The 15,763-nt window shown below is 52.9% G+C and carries 9 protein-coding genes; 3 read left to right on the forward strand and 6 right to left on the reverse strand.

What is annotated here, in order from left to right; all coding sequences use genetic code 11:
• Window positions 1–126: 126 nt before the first annotated feature.
• The 4 genes from ACYVK4_RS07730 to ACYVK4_RS07745 all read right to left on the reverse strand — a co-directional run bounded on the left by ACYVK4_RS07730 (window position 127) and on the right by ACYVK4_RS07745 (window position 7,489).
• Entirely contained in the window at window positions 127–3,309 is a 3,183-nt protein-coding gene (locus tag ACYVK4_RS07730; RefSeq protein ID WP_461126919.1) for an efflux RND transporter permease subunit, read from the reverse strand.
• Between the two features lie 78 nt (window positions 3,310–3,387).
• Window positions 3,388–4,347 (reverse strand): efflux RND transporter periplasmic adaptor subunit, encoded by a 960-nt coding sequence (locus tag ACYVK4_RS07735; RefSeq protein ID WP_461126920.1) that lies wholly within the window; start codon window positions 4,345–4,347, stop codon window positions 3,388–3,390.
• Window positions 4,348–4,349: 2 nt separating this feature from the next.
• Window positions 4,350–5,651 carry a TolC family protein gene (locus ACYVK4_RS07740; protein ID WP_461126921.1) on the reverse strand — a complete coding sequence of 434 codons (1,302 nt, stop codon included), beginning with the start codon at window positions 5,649–5,651 and terminating at the stop codon, window positions 4,350–4,352.
• Between the two features lie 152 nt (window positions 5,652–5,803).
• Entirely contained in the window at window positions 5,804–7,489 is a 1,686-nt protein-coding gene (locus ACYVK4_RS07745; RefSeq protein WP_461126922.1) for a M28 family metallopeptidase, read from the reverse strand.
• Window positions 7,490–8,047: 558 nt separating this feature from the next.
• Between ACYVK4_RS07745 and ACYVK4_RS07750 the strand changes: the two genes are divergently transcribed.
• Entirely contained in the window at window positions 8,048–10,078 is a 2,031-nt protein-coding gene (locus tag ACYVK4_RS07750) for a PAS domain-containing protein (protein WP_461126923.1), read from the forward strand.
• A 29-nt stretch (window positions 10,079–10,107) separates the two neighbouring features.
• Here the strand turns inward: ACYVK4_RS07750 and ACYVK4_RS07755 are convergent, their stop codons facing one another.
• Complete coding sequence (locus ACYVK4_RS07755; protein ID WP_461126924.1) at window positions 10,108–12,075, reverse strand: sensor histidine kinase; 1,968 nt, start codon at window positions 12,073–12,075, stop codon at window positions 10,108–10,110.
• 306 nt (window positions 12,076–12,381) lie between these two features.
• Between ACYVK4_RS07755 and ACYVK4_RS07760 the strand changes: the two genes are divergently transcribed.
• A complete protein-coding gene (locus ACYVK4_RS07760; protein WP_461126925.1) occupies window positions 12,382–13,320 on the forward strand; it encodes a nucleoside hydrolase in 939 nt (312 codons plus the stop codon).
• Window positions 13,321–13,450: 130 nt separating this feature from the next.
• On the opposite strand, the gene ACYVK4_RS07765 is transcribed toward ACYVK4_RS07760, so the two are convergent.
• A complete protein-coding gene (locus ACYVK4_RS07765; RefSeq protein WP_461126926.1) occupies window positions 13,451–14,095 on the reverse strand; it encodes a hypothetical protein in 645 nt (214 codons plus the stop codon).
• Window positions 14,096–14,401: 306 nt separating this feature from the next.
• On the opposite strand from ACYVK4_RS07765, the gene ACYVK4_RS07770 reads away from it, so the two are divergent.
• On the forward strand, window positions 14,402–15,667 hold the full coding sequence (locus tag ACYVK4_RS07770) for a glucuronyl esterase domain-containing protein (RefSeq protein WP_461126927.1): 1,266 nt from the start codon (window positions 14,402–14,404) through the stop codon (window positions 15,665–15,667).
• Window positions 15,668–15,763: the final 96 nt, after the last annotated feature.

The following is a 15,763-nucleotide window of genomic DNA, read 5'->3' on the forward strand; positions in this document are numbered from 1 at the left end:
ACGTTAGTCCGGGGCTATCTACAGTCAACCCCGTCGGGGTTGCGCAGCTACCTACATAGCCAATAACCCCGGGCATTCGTCCGGGGTTATCTATAGTCAACCCTTTCAGGGTTACAGCTTTACTCCTTAGATCTCCGTCCCTTCCTCAATTGGTTCCGGCACATGATGGCCGGCAGCATCCAGCGGTGTCGGGCGGGGGCGTTTGCGGTTGACGAGGTAGAACAGGGGCGGGATGATCAGCGGGGCAAAGAACAGGGTTGTTGTCAACCCACCGATGATCACCGTCGCCAGGGGGCGCTGCACATCGGAACCGATACCACTGGAGATGGCGGCTGGCACCAGCCCGATGATCGCCACGACCATGATCGCCATAATGGCCCGGAACTGCTCCTGCGCCGTTTCGATGGTAACTTCCTGTAACGACTTCGTGCTGTTCATCAGATTCCGGTTAAGGGCCGATACGAGCAGGACGCCCGCCATGACCGATATACCGAAAATCGACACGAAGCCCACACCCGCCGATACGTTGAAATTGTAGCCCCGCAACAGCAAGGCACCAATACCGCCCGCCAGCGCAAACAGCAGACAGGTGAGCGTCAGCAGTGTATCGCGGACGTTGCCGTAGAGCATGAATAGAAACAGGAATACGACCACAATCGTCAGCGGGATGGAAATGGCCAGTTGACCGCCCGCCCGTTCCAGGTTTTCGTACTGACCACCGTAGATAACGCTGTAGCCTTCAGGAATTTTCACGTGCTGACGTACCTTCTCGCTAATCTCCTTCACAAATCCACCCTGGTCGCGGCCGCGAATGTTGGTTCTGACCGTGACCATCCGTTTGCCGTTGATGCGGTAGATGTTCGTCTGCCCCTGTACATAATGAATATCGGCGAGTTCGCTCATGGGAATCAGCGCACCCGTGGCTGAAGGCACCTGCAACAACCGAATCGCGTCGATACTGCCCCGGCTCTCGGGCGTGAAGCGCACCACAATGTCATAGCGTTTGGCTTCGTCATAAATATTTCCGATCGCTTTACCGCCAATGGCCGCTTCGATCATGTTCTCAATTTCGGCCACGTTGATGCCATAGCGGGCTGCCGCCGGACGGTTGATATTGATCGCCAACTGGTCCTGTGGTCCCTCCTGCTCGATGTTTACCGATACGGCTCCATTCATGCCTTTCACCAGCGTGGCAATACTGTCAGCTTTGGCCCGCATCAGCGTCAAGTCGTTCCCAACGACCGATATGGCTAAGTCGGCCGCGCTGCCCGTCACGATCTCCATAACCTGGTCGATGATGGGCTGACCCGACGAGAAGAACGCGCCCGGAAAGGCTTCCTGCAATTTCGTCTGCATGGAGCGCACAATTTCCTTCTTCGAAATCGTGTCTGACCAGGTACTGTAATCTTTCAGACCGACCAGAATTTCGGTCCGGTCGGTGGGGAACGGGTCGGTGCCATCGTCGTTGCGACCCGACTGGGTGATGACAAAACTAACCGGCTTGTAGCTGCTGATGATCTCCCGGATTTTGGGGGCAATCTTGGCATTTTCCTGAATCGTAATCCCCGACGGCATGAAAGCCCGCATGAAAATAGAGCCTTCGTCCAGTTCGGGCAGGAACTCCGTGCCCAGCTTCAGACCAAAGCCGATCATGACCAGTACAACCGTCATACCCACACCAACCACCACCGCCGGAGCTTTGAACAGGGTCGATTTGAGCAGCCACTGGTACCCCCGCTCCAACGGCGACAGCAGAAAGTTCTTATGTTCTTTCAGTGGTTTCCCATCCGGCGCGAGTGCCTTTCGGAAAGCGAACGAAATCAGGACCGGAATGAGCGTCAGGGCACAAACCAGCGAACCGATTACGGCAAAGGACAGCGTCAGCGCCATCGGGCTGAACAGTTTTCCTTCAACCCGCTGCATCAGCAGAATGGGCATATAGGCCAGGATGATGATGGTGACGGAGAAGAAAATCTCCCGCGCTACTTCCCCCGCCGAACGGGCCGTTACGTTCACGATGCCCTGATTTCGATCGGCGGGGCCGGATGATCGGTATCGCCTGATGAGGTGTTCGGCCATCACGCTGGCCCCGTCTACGATGATCCCGAAGTCGATAGCGCCCAATGACAATAGGTTGGCGGGAATACCCACCAGCTTCATCAGAATAAACGCGAACAGCAGCGAAAACGGGATAGTAACCGTTACGACCAGAGCCGCCCGCAGGCTACCCAAAAACAGCACGAGCAGGATGGCGACAATCGAAATCCCTTCGATAAGCGTATGCGCCACCGTTTCGAGCGAGTGATCGATCAGGAATCCCCGGTCGTAGAGTATCCGCAGGTGAACCCCTTTCGGCAGTTCGCGGGCTTCGAGGTCGGCGATTTTCTCTTTGAGTAATTCCAGCACTTCGCTGGGATTCTCGCCCCGGCGCAGCAGAACAATACCTTCGGTTGCACCCACCACATCCAGTTTTTCGTCCGGAATGCGGTACCCCAGGATGCCCGATGGTGAGGGTGGGTTGATTTCGACACTGGCCACATCGCGTACCAGAACAGGCACGCCTTCATTGGCTTTCAGCACAATATTCTGCACATCGTCGGGCGATTTCAGGGCACCCAGCCCCCGCACGGCAAAGCCCTGTCCACCGCGCGAAATGACGTTACCGCCGGTGTTCTGGTTGTTTTTCTGGACCGCTTCGATCACATCCTGCAAGGTCAGGCTGAACTTACGGAGCTTGGCCGGGTCGGGTATGACCTGATACTGTTTGATAGGCCCGCCAAAAGTCGTCACGTCGGCCAGACCGGGCACCTGGAGCAGTTGTGGAATAATGACCCAGTCCTGCAAATCGCGCAGTTGCATAGGCGTCATGCTGGCCGGAGCTTCAATAACGTAGCGGTAGATCTCCCCGACAGCGGTGGTGAGCGGGGCCAGTTCCGGCGCAACGCCATCCGGCAACTGCGCTCCCGTGAGCCGTTCCATAACCTGCTGACGGGCAAAATAATCGGTAACGGTTTCGTCAAAGTTCAACTGCACGACAGACAACCCAAAGATCGTCCGCGACCGGCGGTCCGTTACGTGCGGTACGCTGTTGAGCACCCGTTCGATAGGGATCGTTACCTGTTGTTCAACTTCTTCTGCCGCCCGGCCATCGTATTTAGCAATCACGATGACGTTGGTATCGGCAATGTCGGGGTACGCTTCAATCTTCAGTAGTTTGAAGCACCACAACCCCAATCCCATAATCGCCACTGCAAGGCCAACGATGACCCAGCGGTTTTTGAGGGAAAATATAATTAGTTTCTGAATCATAATTTTCGTCTGGGCCAAGCTCCCGCTTGGCCCTTGTCGGCTCACTGTTTAGGGCCAAGCAGGAGCTTGGCCCAGACATCAATACCCAAAACTCAATCCTTTCAATTGCAGGACATTAGCCGTAACGACCTGATCGCTTTCGTTCAGGCCATTTTGCACCACCACCCGATCTTCCCGTTGCTGGCCAAGGTTTACAGGCCGTCGCTCAATGACTTGCGGGGCGGTTCGGACAAAGACATAATCGCGTCCCTGTACCGTTACAATGGCATCGCGCGAAACGGTTATGTATTGACCAGCCTCTTTTATACCAAACTCGGCGGTAGCAAACATGCCCGCTTTGAGTCGTCCGTCGGGGTTCGCTACCGAAATGCGCAGTTTTATCTGGCGGGTTGTGTTATCCACATAATCATTCACATTGTCGATCCGACCGGCAAACCGCTCGTTGGGGAAAGCCGTAAAATTGAGCGTACAGTTTATTCCCCTGCGGATACTGCCAAACTGATTCTCCGGAATTTCGCAGACAACCAGAATCGTATTGGGCCGTGCGGTACGCAGGGCTTCGGGATCAAAACCGGCCAGTTTGAGCGTCGCTTCGTCCGAAATAATGGCCGCTTCTTCGTTCGCCAGCTGGGTTTGGGCTTCAATCACTTCCTTACCCGAAGCGGCCCCGTGCGCCTGCAAATCCTTAACCCGTTCCAGGTTACCGCGCTCCGTCTGAATGTTGATCCGGTGTTGCAGAATAGCCGTGTAATTATCGGACAGACCCGAATCATCGAATAAAACAAGCCGCTCCGCCGGATTTTCACTTGACCGAACCACCATAGCCGCTACGTGACCGGGGGCCGAAAATTCAGTGTGAATAGCCCCCGCACGGGCAGGCTGCGTTGTAAACGCCCGCATCATCAACGAATCCGGGAAGCTGATACGACTGCCATCGGTGCTGACGGCCGGGCGGGGTGGCGCCGTAACAACCGGCTTGGGCTTGTCTTTGCAGGCAACTGTCAGGAGCACCAGCAAGACTAGAGGATAAAATTTCATGTTCAGTACGTGTTGATTTGCCCGGTTGCATACAGCAGCCGGACGTAGTTTTGGCGGTGTGTATAAAGAGCCTGATAATAGGCAGTTTGCGTATCGAACCACGACGTTTGTGCCTGTAGCAGGTCAATTAAGGTAGTGGCCCCACGCAAATAGGCGTAGCGAACAGACGCCAGCACCCGGTCGGCATCGCGCCGGATACCTACATAGCGGTCGATATTCTGCCGACTGGTGGCAAAGGACTGGTAGGCCGTTTCGACCTCCGACCGTATTCGTGCCTGCACCAGCGCAGCGGCCTGCCCGGCCTGTTCCTGCAACACCTTTGACTTCTGAATTTCGCCCTGATTACGGCTATAAACCGGCAATTCGAGGGTCAGGAAGACGCCCGCGTAGGGAACTGTGTTTTGTGGATTCCAGATCAAACCAGCTTCATTTCGCGGCTTGGCCAGCACCTGCTGGAGGTCGACATTGCGCCGGGCGGTTTCCAGATTGGCTTCGGCCACACGCACGTCGGTCCGGGACGTAGACGCCAGGAGTAACAAGCTGTCAGCACTGGCGTTTACCGTTGGGTACAGGCTGAGTGGATTGGTAAACGCTGGATTGATGATCGAGTCGTTCAGGGCCACATTAATGCTGTCGGCCACGCCAACGACCAGCCGTAGTTCGTTCAGGCGGTTGCGTACATCCTGCTGAGCCGTGCGGGTCTGAATGTCGTACTGATCCGATATGAGTTGCGTCCGGGTGAGGTCGGTTTCGGTAATGACCAGATTTTTAAGCCGTACCTTATTCAATTGCACCAGCGTATCAACATTGGCTTTGGCCCGTTGGAGCAGGGCCAGCTGCACACGGGCATACCACGCATCGAGGTAGCGGTTGGCCGCGTCGAACAGGATGCCCCGTTCGGTTTCGGCTACGCTCTGCACTGCCAGGTTTGTGTTGGCTTCGGCAAAGCGGTTTCGATAGGCACGTTTGTTATGAATGTCGAACTCTTTCGTAGCCTGCAGCCAGAACTGCCGTCGCTGGCGATTCAGTACACCTACGCCTTCGGCACCGGGCACAGGAACGGCTGCCCCCGTCGGTTGAGCCAGTTGAACAAGTGTCTGGTTATTCAATACGGGATTCGGCCGTAAATTGGCGGTTGTCTGGTCAGCCTGAGCGGCATTGATGTTCAACCGTTCAACGCGCAGGGCCGGGCTGTTTTCGCGCACCTGCTGCAGCGTTTGCCGCAACGTTAGCGTTGTTTGAGCAGAGGCCCGGAACCCAGCAATCAGGACAAGAATATGGACGAGTAGTTTCCGCAAAATCATTGGTCAGGCAGGATATCAGCAGATGATTCCCTCTTATTTCCTAAACCGTAAAGTTGCGCGTAATGGAGCTTAAGCGTAATTAAAAGATAGTTAAATATACTCAGCGACCCTCACAGGTAAACTAACAAATGAAGCTGTCTTTATGCACTATTTTATTTTGCAGCACTGTCTTTACCGAACTTCGTACCGAAGAAATCCCCCTTGTTCCAAACGGGCCGCTGGTCGTCCTGAGCGGTTAAATAGCCGACGAGAAACTGCAATTGAGCATGCTTACCCGCTGCGTTGAAGTCGAACGGCTGGTTCATATCATCCTTTGGGGTGTGGTAAATAGTGGCCCGCCAGTCGAGGTTCAGCTTAGTTCCATTGAGGTCGGGATTACCCGTTTGCGAGCCACTTTTGATGAACAGCGCCGGAATACCCTGCCGGACAAAGCTGAAGTGGTCACTCCGCATGAACACGGTTTGCTCAGGAATCGGGTCGGGACTAATGCCAACGCCCAGAAACCCGGCCGCTTGTTTGACCGGGGTATTCAGGCTCGAATGCTCAGCGCCGTAGGGCACGATATCGAGCAACGGGTGGAAGAAGAACGGCATATCCAGCGTCGAATTGGCCACAATCTTTTCCTTCGGCACGGTTGGGTTGCTGGCGAAATAATCAGAACCCAGCAGCCCCATTTCCTCTCCGGTGACGCCCACGAACAGAATTGAGCGACGGGGTGCTTTGGGCAGTGATGCGAATAACCGGGCCGTTTCGAGGTTAATCGCCACGCCCGATGCATTGTCATGCGCCCCGTTATTAATGGAATCGCCGGGCGCATCCAGGCCGGGCGTGGATACGTTTTTTACGGGTCGGGTAATGCCCAGGTGATCGAGGTGAGCGACGAACACGACGTACTCATTTTTCAGCACCGGATCAGAGCCGGGCAGCATGGCCACCAGATTCAGCCCGGCCACGTCTTCTACTACATCGGTTTGTGCTTTCATGTGTACCGACACATTCAGCGGAAACGCCTGCGGCATGTTCTTCTGTGCTTTCGTAAACATCTCCCGAATGGGCGTGCCGGCCCTGGTAAAGAGCAGCCGGGCAGTCGAATCACTCAACGAAGCGGCAGCCTGAATGCCCGGATAGGTCCGTTGCGGATGTCCCTGCTTGTCTACCCAGCGATACACGCCCTGCCGGGCCCGGGGAGCGGCTGTTTCAATACGGTTGCGCAAGTCGGTGGGCAGGTTGAACGCCAGCGTACCAATGGCCCCGTGCGCCACGGCGTTCTCCGCCTTCGCCGACGAATAATAGGCCCGCTGGTTGGATGGAAAGGTCGACGGTGCTCCATTCAAAAAAGCCACAACTTTTCCCTTCACGTCGATGCCGTTATAATCATCGTAACCCAGTTCGGGCGCGGTAACGCCAAAGCCAACAAACACGACGGGAGCGGTCACCTCGCTGGTGGCATGATCGGGGGCGGGGCTGTAAATGAACTGTTGTCCATAGGTAAGAGGCTGCTCTTTCCCATTCACAATCAGAGCCAGCGTGCTCTTATCCTCCCGCACCGCCCACCGCCGAAGGGGCACATTCTGCTTATAGGTATTGTTTTCTCCGGCAGGTTTCAACCCAAGGGCTTTGAACTGAGCCATCACGTACTCGGCTGCCATCGCAAAGCCGGGTGTACCGGGCTTCCGGCCTTTCAGCGAGTCGTTTGCCAGAATACGCATGTGGTTACGAATGGCGTCGGGCCGCACGGTTTGGACAACGCGCTGGGCATCGGCCGGAATATCGCTGGACTGAGCGGGTGCAGCATGGGCCGCGAGCAGACTACACAGAAGAGGAAGAGAAAAACGCATGTTGATGGAGCGCAAATAAGGAAAACAAGTGGCGAAAATAAGCAACTTGTTCCTAAACAGGATGTTTCACCCGTACGCCCGACCTACTTTTTTAAGCGTTCCGGTTAAAAACGTTAAACAGATTCGTGAAGCGGAATCCTGCGCAGGTCAGATATTGACCAGAAATGACTAGTACCTTTCCCTCATTCCCAACTAAAAAAATACCCAATCGGCTTTGGGAGCCAACCAGGACATAAAGGCTCTTTTATCGTCGGGAACATACGTCTTAACCGTTCATTTTTATCATTAAAAGAACCTGAACGTGCTATATCTGTTTCTCCACAGCTAAAAGCCCCGTCGAGTTACTTCAGGCATGCCCATTGAGCTCATCAAAGATCTTTCTGAGAACCTTTTTTGCCTGTTGCTTTATTCATTGAATAATAAACAATAAGATAAAACTGTGTATTTTAACCACAAACTCGCTTAGACAACTCAATGAGCCTTAGTAATCATGGCCCATAAACTTGGTTCGCTTTTTGTGTAGTTTCACTAACTTGGTCATCAAATCCGTTGCTTGTCATGCACAATACTCAACAGCCCTCTTCTGAACCTGTCTGTCAGCCTACCGAACGGATTGATATAAATATGGCGCTGGAAGCGGCCGGGTTGGGTACCTGGGAGTTAGACCTGACAACCAACCAACTAAAATGGGATAAACGCTGCCAAGCCTTGTTTGGCTTACCCGAGGATACCCCCTTTACGTATGAAGACGCCATTCAGTTTATTCACCCTGACGATACCGCCCGGGTAACTGAAGCGATACAATGGGCGTTGAACCCCGCATCGAACGGCCGGTATGATGTAACGTATCGTACCCTTGGAGCCCATGATGGCAAGCTGCGCCGGGTGCGTTTTACGGGAAAGAGCTACTTTACGCCATCCAATCAGGTATATCGCTTTAGTGGCGTGGCACAGGCAGTTGACGAGAGCGAAGAGCATACGGAGTCTGGTTCCATCAGTGCAGCCCGCCTGCGCTCAATCATTGAACTGGCCCCGGTCGCTACCTGCCTTTTTGTAGGCCGGGAAATGCGGATCGAGATTCCCAATGAGTTGATGATCCGCTTTTTTGGCCGGGGACCGTCCATTCAGGGGAAACCTATCCGGGAGGTTTTAACCAAAACCAGTGATAAGGGAGCCATACAACTTTTAGAACAAGTATTCACAACCGGCGAGCCTTTTGAAGCAAAGGCTGCCCCGGCAAATCTGGTCATTGATGGAGTAGCCGGTACATACTTCTTCGACCTGAGTTTGAAACCACTTTTCAACTCGGCGGGTCAGGTGGACGCCATTCTGGAGATGGCCGTGAACGTAACGCCGGAAGTAACTGCGCGTAAAAAACTACAGGAAAGTGAGGCTTACTACCGGCAGATAATCGATACGGTGCCAGCGATCATATGGGAAACAGATCCCAGTGGCTATTGCACTTATCTAAACAAACAGTGGTACGATACCACCGGACAAACCAAGGTACAAGCCGAAGGGTTTGGCTGGCTGGAAGCGTGCCATCCCGATGATCAGGCAGCGGTGGGCCGCCTGTTTAAAGAAGCGAACGAAAGGCAGGTCCCGTTTAGCGCCTTGTATCGGTTACGCCAGGAGAATGGATTGTATCGCTGGTCTCTTGACCTGGGCAGTCCCCGATTCACTGAAGACGGGATTTACCAGGGCATGATCGGTACGGTCGTCGATGTGCATGAGCAGACCATCGCCCGCCAGGCATTAACCGATAGTGAAGCCCGCTTCCGGGCTTTATCGGGCAAATTAGACCTTGAAGTTCAACAACGAACGGAGGAGCTGCAAGCCTCGGTCGTTGAGCTAAAACGATCCAATGACAACCTCCAGCAGTTTGCTTATGTGGCCAGCCATGACCTGCAGGAGCCACTCCGCAAGATTCAGCAATTCGGCGACCTGCTGAAGGACAACCTGGGCAATGGGTTGGGAGAAAGCGCGATTTATCTGGACCGGATGCAGACAGCAGCCAGCCGCATGTCGCGTCTGATCAACGATTTACTTAATTTCTCACGCATTGCTGCGGTTCTGCAAAACGCCCAAACGCCTGTCTCACTGAATCAGGTAGTGGACACAGTATTAACGGATCTGGAGGTCGTTATCAATGAAACCAGTGCTCAGGTGAAGGTAAACCCCTTACCAACAGTTCCGGGCGACTCTATGCAGCTTGGTCAACTGTTTCAAAATCTCCTGAGCAACGCGCTTAAATTTCACCAGACCGGAGTGGCACCCATGATTGAAATAAAAGCCAGTATCCTGACGGCTGACAGCTTACCTTCAGGTGTTACCCCTGTTCGTAAAGAAACGACATACCATCAGATCGAGGTGATCGATAACGGTATTGGTTTTGATGAGAAGTACCTGCATCAGCTATTTCAGGTTTTCCAGCGGCTGCATGGTCGTAATACGTATGCAGGAACGGGCATCGGTCTGGCTATCTGCGAGAAAGTAGTTACCAATCATGGTGGCGCTATTACCGCCAGCAGCCGGCCCGGCCAGGGAGCTACATTTAAGGTATACTTGCCCGTTTCAGACAAGGCGTGACCGTCGGACCGGGTACGTTAAGCGCCTATTTATCCACTTATCGGATCCCTATGTAACGATGACAGGAGCAGCGGAAGGGTAAGGGTGACGACCGTTCCCTTATTTAATTCACTCTGCACCGATACGTGGCCGCCCATTGCTTTAACGTATTGACCTACAATATGAAGACCCAGCCCTGTACCCGAAACATGGCTCACGTTGCGGGCCCGGAAAAACCGCTGAAAAAGATGCCGCTGGTCTTCTTCAGAAATACCTACGCCCTGGTCCTGCACCGATAACTGTAATTGGTTCTCCACACAATACCCTTCAATGAAAACCACCGATCCGGGCCCGGAATATTTAATGGCATTGGACAGCAGATTGATCAGAATTTTACGGAGTAAAGAAGCATCCAGATGAAGAATATCCGGACAGACAATAGCCAGTTGCACCGACTGATCGGGCTTTAATAATCCCTGAATATCGGCCACGGCTTCATCGACCAATCGGCTCAAATCGACCTCCGTAACCTGGGCCCGAATCTTCCCCTCCTCCAGCCGACTGACGGACAGGAAGTCCTCAAGAATAGAATTTAAATGAAATACCGATGTATTGATACGGTCAAGGTGCTTTTTCTGCTTGTCCAACTGGTCTGGGTTCGTATACCGCCCCGCCAGTGCCGCCGAGGTGCTGATCGATGTGAGCGGGGTCCGAAACTCGTGCGAAGCCATAGCGACAAAACGGGATTTTAACTCCCCCAATTCACGTTCGGCAGCCAGAGCACTGGCCAGTTCCTCTTTGGATTTTTTCAACTCCTCCAGCGTCAAACTTAATGTCCGGGTCCGATCCGCTACTTTCTGCTCTAATTCGGCATTGTAGCGGGCCTGTTGCTCAGTATGCCGAAGCTTCGTGACATCAGCACCCGACGACACGATATTTTCGCCGAAGGTAGAAAACGTGACTGCCAGCACATGTCCATTGGGAAGCACCATATCCAGGCGAACAGGCGTGTCGGTTTCGATCACCTGTATCATGTGACTAATGATTATATCTGTATCCTCAAATATAGCCGTGGCACGCATGGACTTATTGATAACCTGTTTCCAGTCTAAGGGCAATCGTTTTTGGGCCTGTGCATTAAAATAGTTGAACTGAAAATCAATAATCCGACCTTCCTGATCCCGAATTGGCTCGTAGATGACAACTCCAATTTGCGCCACATCTGTAATGTGGGCCAGTAGGTCGGATTGCTGTTTACGAGCCATTTCTGCGGTCTTACGATCGGTAATATCCTGATAGGTAACCACCAGCCCATCGCCCAGCTGAACACCCATCAGGATGTACCAGCGCCCGATATGTGGGTAATAGCGTTCCGTCTCGAAGGAAACGCCCGTTTCACACACCTGCACAAATTGATTGAACAAACCATGCGTTTCGGTTTGGGGATGGTACTGTTTAAGCGTCTGTCCCTTTATTGTGGTCAACGAGCCCATCATTTTCAGACTGGCTTCGTTCACTTCGATCACCCGGAAATCGGTAATGACTCCAATCGAATCGCGAATGGCCCGATGCACGACAATACCCAGGAGTGAGGTAGCAAAGATGCGTTCCAGCAACGCATTATGTCGGGCTTCCTGCACGTCGACCTCCTTGTCATGAGCAGAAGGGTAGTGCGTGATGAGTACATACTTCTCAACTTTCTGAATAGACACCTTCAGCCGTTGGTACGACCCATCAGGCCTGCGCACATCTACTTCCTGCTCGAAGTCAGTGTCCGTTTCCAGCACTTGGCTGAGCCATTCGAAGCGTTCGATCCAAAAACACTGTTGTGCTAATTCGCTCCAACGCTGACCAGCCAGCTGGTGGGCGGGGAAGCCCATCCACTTCGCCGATAAATCGTTGAGCATCACCAGACGCATATCAACAAGACTCCCCTGCGAGTCACGAACTGGCTTGTAAACAGCCATCGCGTTGGAGGAGCCGTTCAGAATACCTTGAAGCAACGCATGGTTTTTCATGGACGGGATAAAGCAGAAAGCTTTTACCAATTAGTACTTCCCCTGATACGATTGGTACGGAAAAGTCTTTATTACCTGTATATTCTATAAATTTAATAAACTTCAAAGTTATTGATTTTACTAATGTGTTCATACAATCATGTAAATGTTTGAGAATACCTGCTGTACAAGCGTTGATTAGTGACTGGACTGGTAATCTATTTATCTCCATTTATCCATGCACACGCTCAAAGGCGAGTATCTTCGCTCACCGAAACCACCACCGTCCTGTTTTTTTGTGCAGCACGGTTTCTCAACTGATCGATTATGAAAAAAATACCTGTACTTATCGACTGTGACCCCGGCCACGATGATGCCGTGATGCTATTGCTTGCCTTTGGCAGCGGCCTGTTCGACATTAAAGCGATCACCAGTTCGGCAGGCAATCAGACACAGGAAAAAACGCTCAAGAATACGATGCGCATCATGGAACTGATTGGTGCCGATGTTCCCGTTTATAGAGGTAGTGACAAACCCCTTTTTCGCAAGTTGATCATTGCCGATAAGGTACATGGCGAGATGGGGATGGATGGCCCGGTATTGCCCGAACCTACCCTGCAACATCATCCGTTGTCGGCCCTGGAAGCCATGGCGCAGATTCTGGCCGAGAGTGACGAGAAGATCACGATCGTGCCAACTGGTCCGCTAACCAATGTTGCCACATTTTTGCTGGCCTACCCGCACTTAAAACCAAAGATCGAACGCATTTCGCTGATGGGTGGCGGGGCTTTTCGGGGAAATATGACGCCCACGGCCGAATTCAATATCTATGTCGACCCCGAAGCGGCTGCCATCGTGTTCAAGTCGGGCGTTCCAATTACGATGTGCGGCCTGGACGTGACGCACAAAGCGCTGGTCTTCCAGGAAGATATTGAGCGGTTCAGAGCCATTGGCAATAAGTCCGGCAAGGTAGTAGCTGAACTAATGGATTTCTTCTCGATCTATTACCGACGCGAACGTCCCGAACTGGAAGGGGGTGCCGCCCTGCACGACCCCTGTGCCATCGCCTGGCTTATTGACCCTACAATGTTCACATCTAAACCCTGTTACGTGGATGTGGAAGTGGCCGGAATGCTGACGGCGGGCACCACAGTAGTCGATTTCTTTGATGTGTTGAAACAAACACCAAACGTCGATTTCGTGTATGACATCGACCGAAAGAAATACATTCAGCTGATTTACGACGCAGTGAACGTGCTGCCGTGAGCCGTGAACGTGCTACCGTTCCGTGATGTCGGGTTCTTAAACCCGATAAGGGAGGTTTCTCAAAACCTACCGGCAGGTTTTGAGAAACCTCCCTTATCAGATGTAAGCATCTGACACCACCACAGCAGCATCAAAACCAGGGCCTGCGTACTTTAAACGACTTTTTCAAGCCGCTGATCATCAGGAACGCACCTAAAATGCCGAAGATGATGGCCAGAATGGTGATACCTAAAATGGCAAACACAACGGCCACCAGAATAATCAGCACCGACGCTTTCAGTTTCCAGCTGATGCGCTGCCACCAGTTCAGTTCGGGGCGTAGTTTCATGCCCAGACTCTGGCGAATCTGATTCCCCAATCTCAGCTTTTTCTTAGGCTTTGGCCCCGGCTGCTGATCAGTCGTTTGCGTCTCAGGTGCCGACAGCAGGGTATTTGCCCGCTGCATTCGGTGTTCGATACGGCTGGCCGTCGTTTGGCTGGATCGGGCTGTTTGGCTGGCAACGGCAAGGCTGGCAGGTGCGGGAAGGTCGGTTGTTCGTTTCGTGCTTTCCTGAGGTGCATCCAATGCCGGATCTTCTGCCTGCGCGAACGACTGCGAGTCTATTTTTTCAACAGCATCGACGGTTTTTACGGCTGCTTTTTGATTTTCCATTTTGCCCGTCGACAGTCGGGCGGCTGCCGGGTGCGCTGTTGGTTGAAAATACGCCACAGGACGCTGGCAGGACGAAAAGAAAAGACAGGATGCAGCAGCAAACAGGGCAATGGTGTTCCTCATCAGGTTAAAGGTTGTACGAACGAAGGCAAAGCGTAAAATCCTCTCTACAACGAATTGGACAGGGCGGTTAATATGATTTGCCCGAAATCTTTGTCGGGTTGATAGAACGCTGATTCTTATGATCGGTATGTTTTACACTGATTTTTCAGATGAATTCAAGCGAAAACAACAGGGCTGTACCTTGACCACAGCCAATCGGAAATCGCCTAAAAATCAGCGTTTTACAATTATTCCGGATCGGCGCTACAAGTATGAAAGGCAGCCTACTCGCCTTTTCGGAATAAGATTTTCTCACACGCCTGTTTTATGATTCGATTCCTGTTTTGGGCAACGCTTATTCTATTCTCCGGGCAATTTGCCAACGGCCAGGGTCCGGAAGGCTACAACTACGATGAAGCGAAAGTAGGCACCTATACCCTACCCGATCCATTAATCAATACAAATGGCAAAGCGGTCAGGACTAAAGCCGAGTGGCGCAACCGACGGGCCGAGCTACTGAAACTGTTTGCCGACAATGTGTATGGTCAAACACCCACCAAAGCCGTTAAACTTCGGTTTCAGACAACGTCTATTGATAAGTCGGCCCTGAATGGCCTGGCTATTCGGAAACAGGTATCCATCTTCTTTGTCGATTACCCACAGTTACCACCCATCGACGTCCTGATCTACCTCCCCAAGGCGGGTTCGAAGCCCGCTCCGGTATTTCTGGGCCTGAATTTCTGCGGCAATCACTGTGTCACGACAGAAGCGGATATTCCACTATCGGCCCGCTGGATGATGGGCGGAGATAACGACGTTGTGACTAAAAACAAGGCAACGGAGAAAGCACGCGGGATGCAGGCCCGACGCTGGCCCATCAACATGATCGTCAAACGCGGTTATGCCCTGGCTACGGCTTATTACGGCGATATCGAACCCGACTACCCGCAGGGATGGCATACCGGAATCCGGTCGGTGCTGGGCGATACGACGAAAGCAACTAACTGGGGAGCCATTGGTGCCTGGGCCTGGGGCATGAGCCGTATTCTCGACTACCTGCAAACCGATCCCGCTATTGATGCCAAACGCGTTATTTCTATCGGCCACTCGCGGATTGGCAAAGCCGCCGTGTGGGCCGGGGCGCAGGACGAACGGTTTGCCGCCGTTATTGCCAACGAATCGGGCGAAGGCGGAGCGGCTCTGGCCCGACGCTGGTATGGCGAAACCGTTGAGCGGCTGAATACCAGTTTCCCTCACTGGTTCTGTGGCCGATACAGTACATACAACAAACGCGTAGCCGACTTACCCATCGATCAGCACGAGTTGCTGGCCCTCGTTGCTCCTCGTCCGCTGTACGTGGCCAGTGCCGACGGCGACCAGTGGTCGGACCCGAAAGGGGAGTTTCTGGGTGCGCTTCATACTGAACCGGTTTATCAACTTTATGGAAAAACGGGGCTGGGCACAACGACGTTTCCTGCTGTTGATCAGCCCATTGGCAAAAACGTTCGCTACCACGACCGCACCGGCAAACACGATGTAATGGACTACGATTGGGAGCAATACCTGCGCTTTGCCGATGAAGTAGTCCGTTAAGCAAAGAGCTAAAGTGTGTTTTAAACGCCGTATTTTGAAGATATAGCGTTTAAAACACACTTTAGCCAGCACTCTCGCTAGCTGTGCCTACCTTTG

The organism is Spirosoma aerophilum (genome assembly GCF_054782495.1).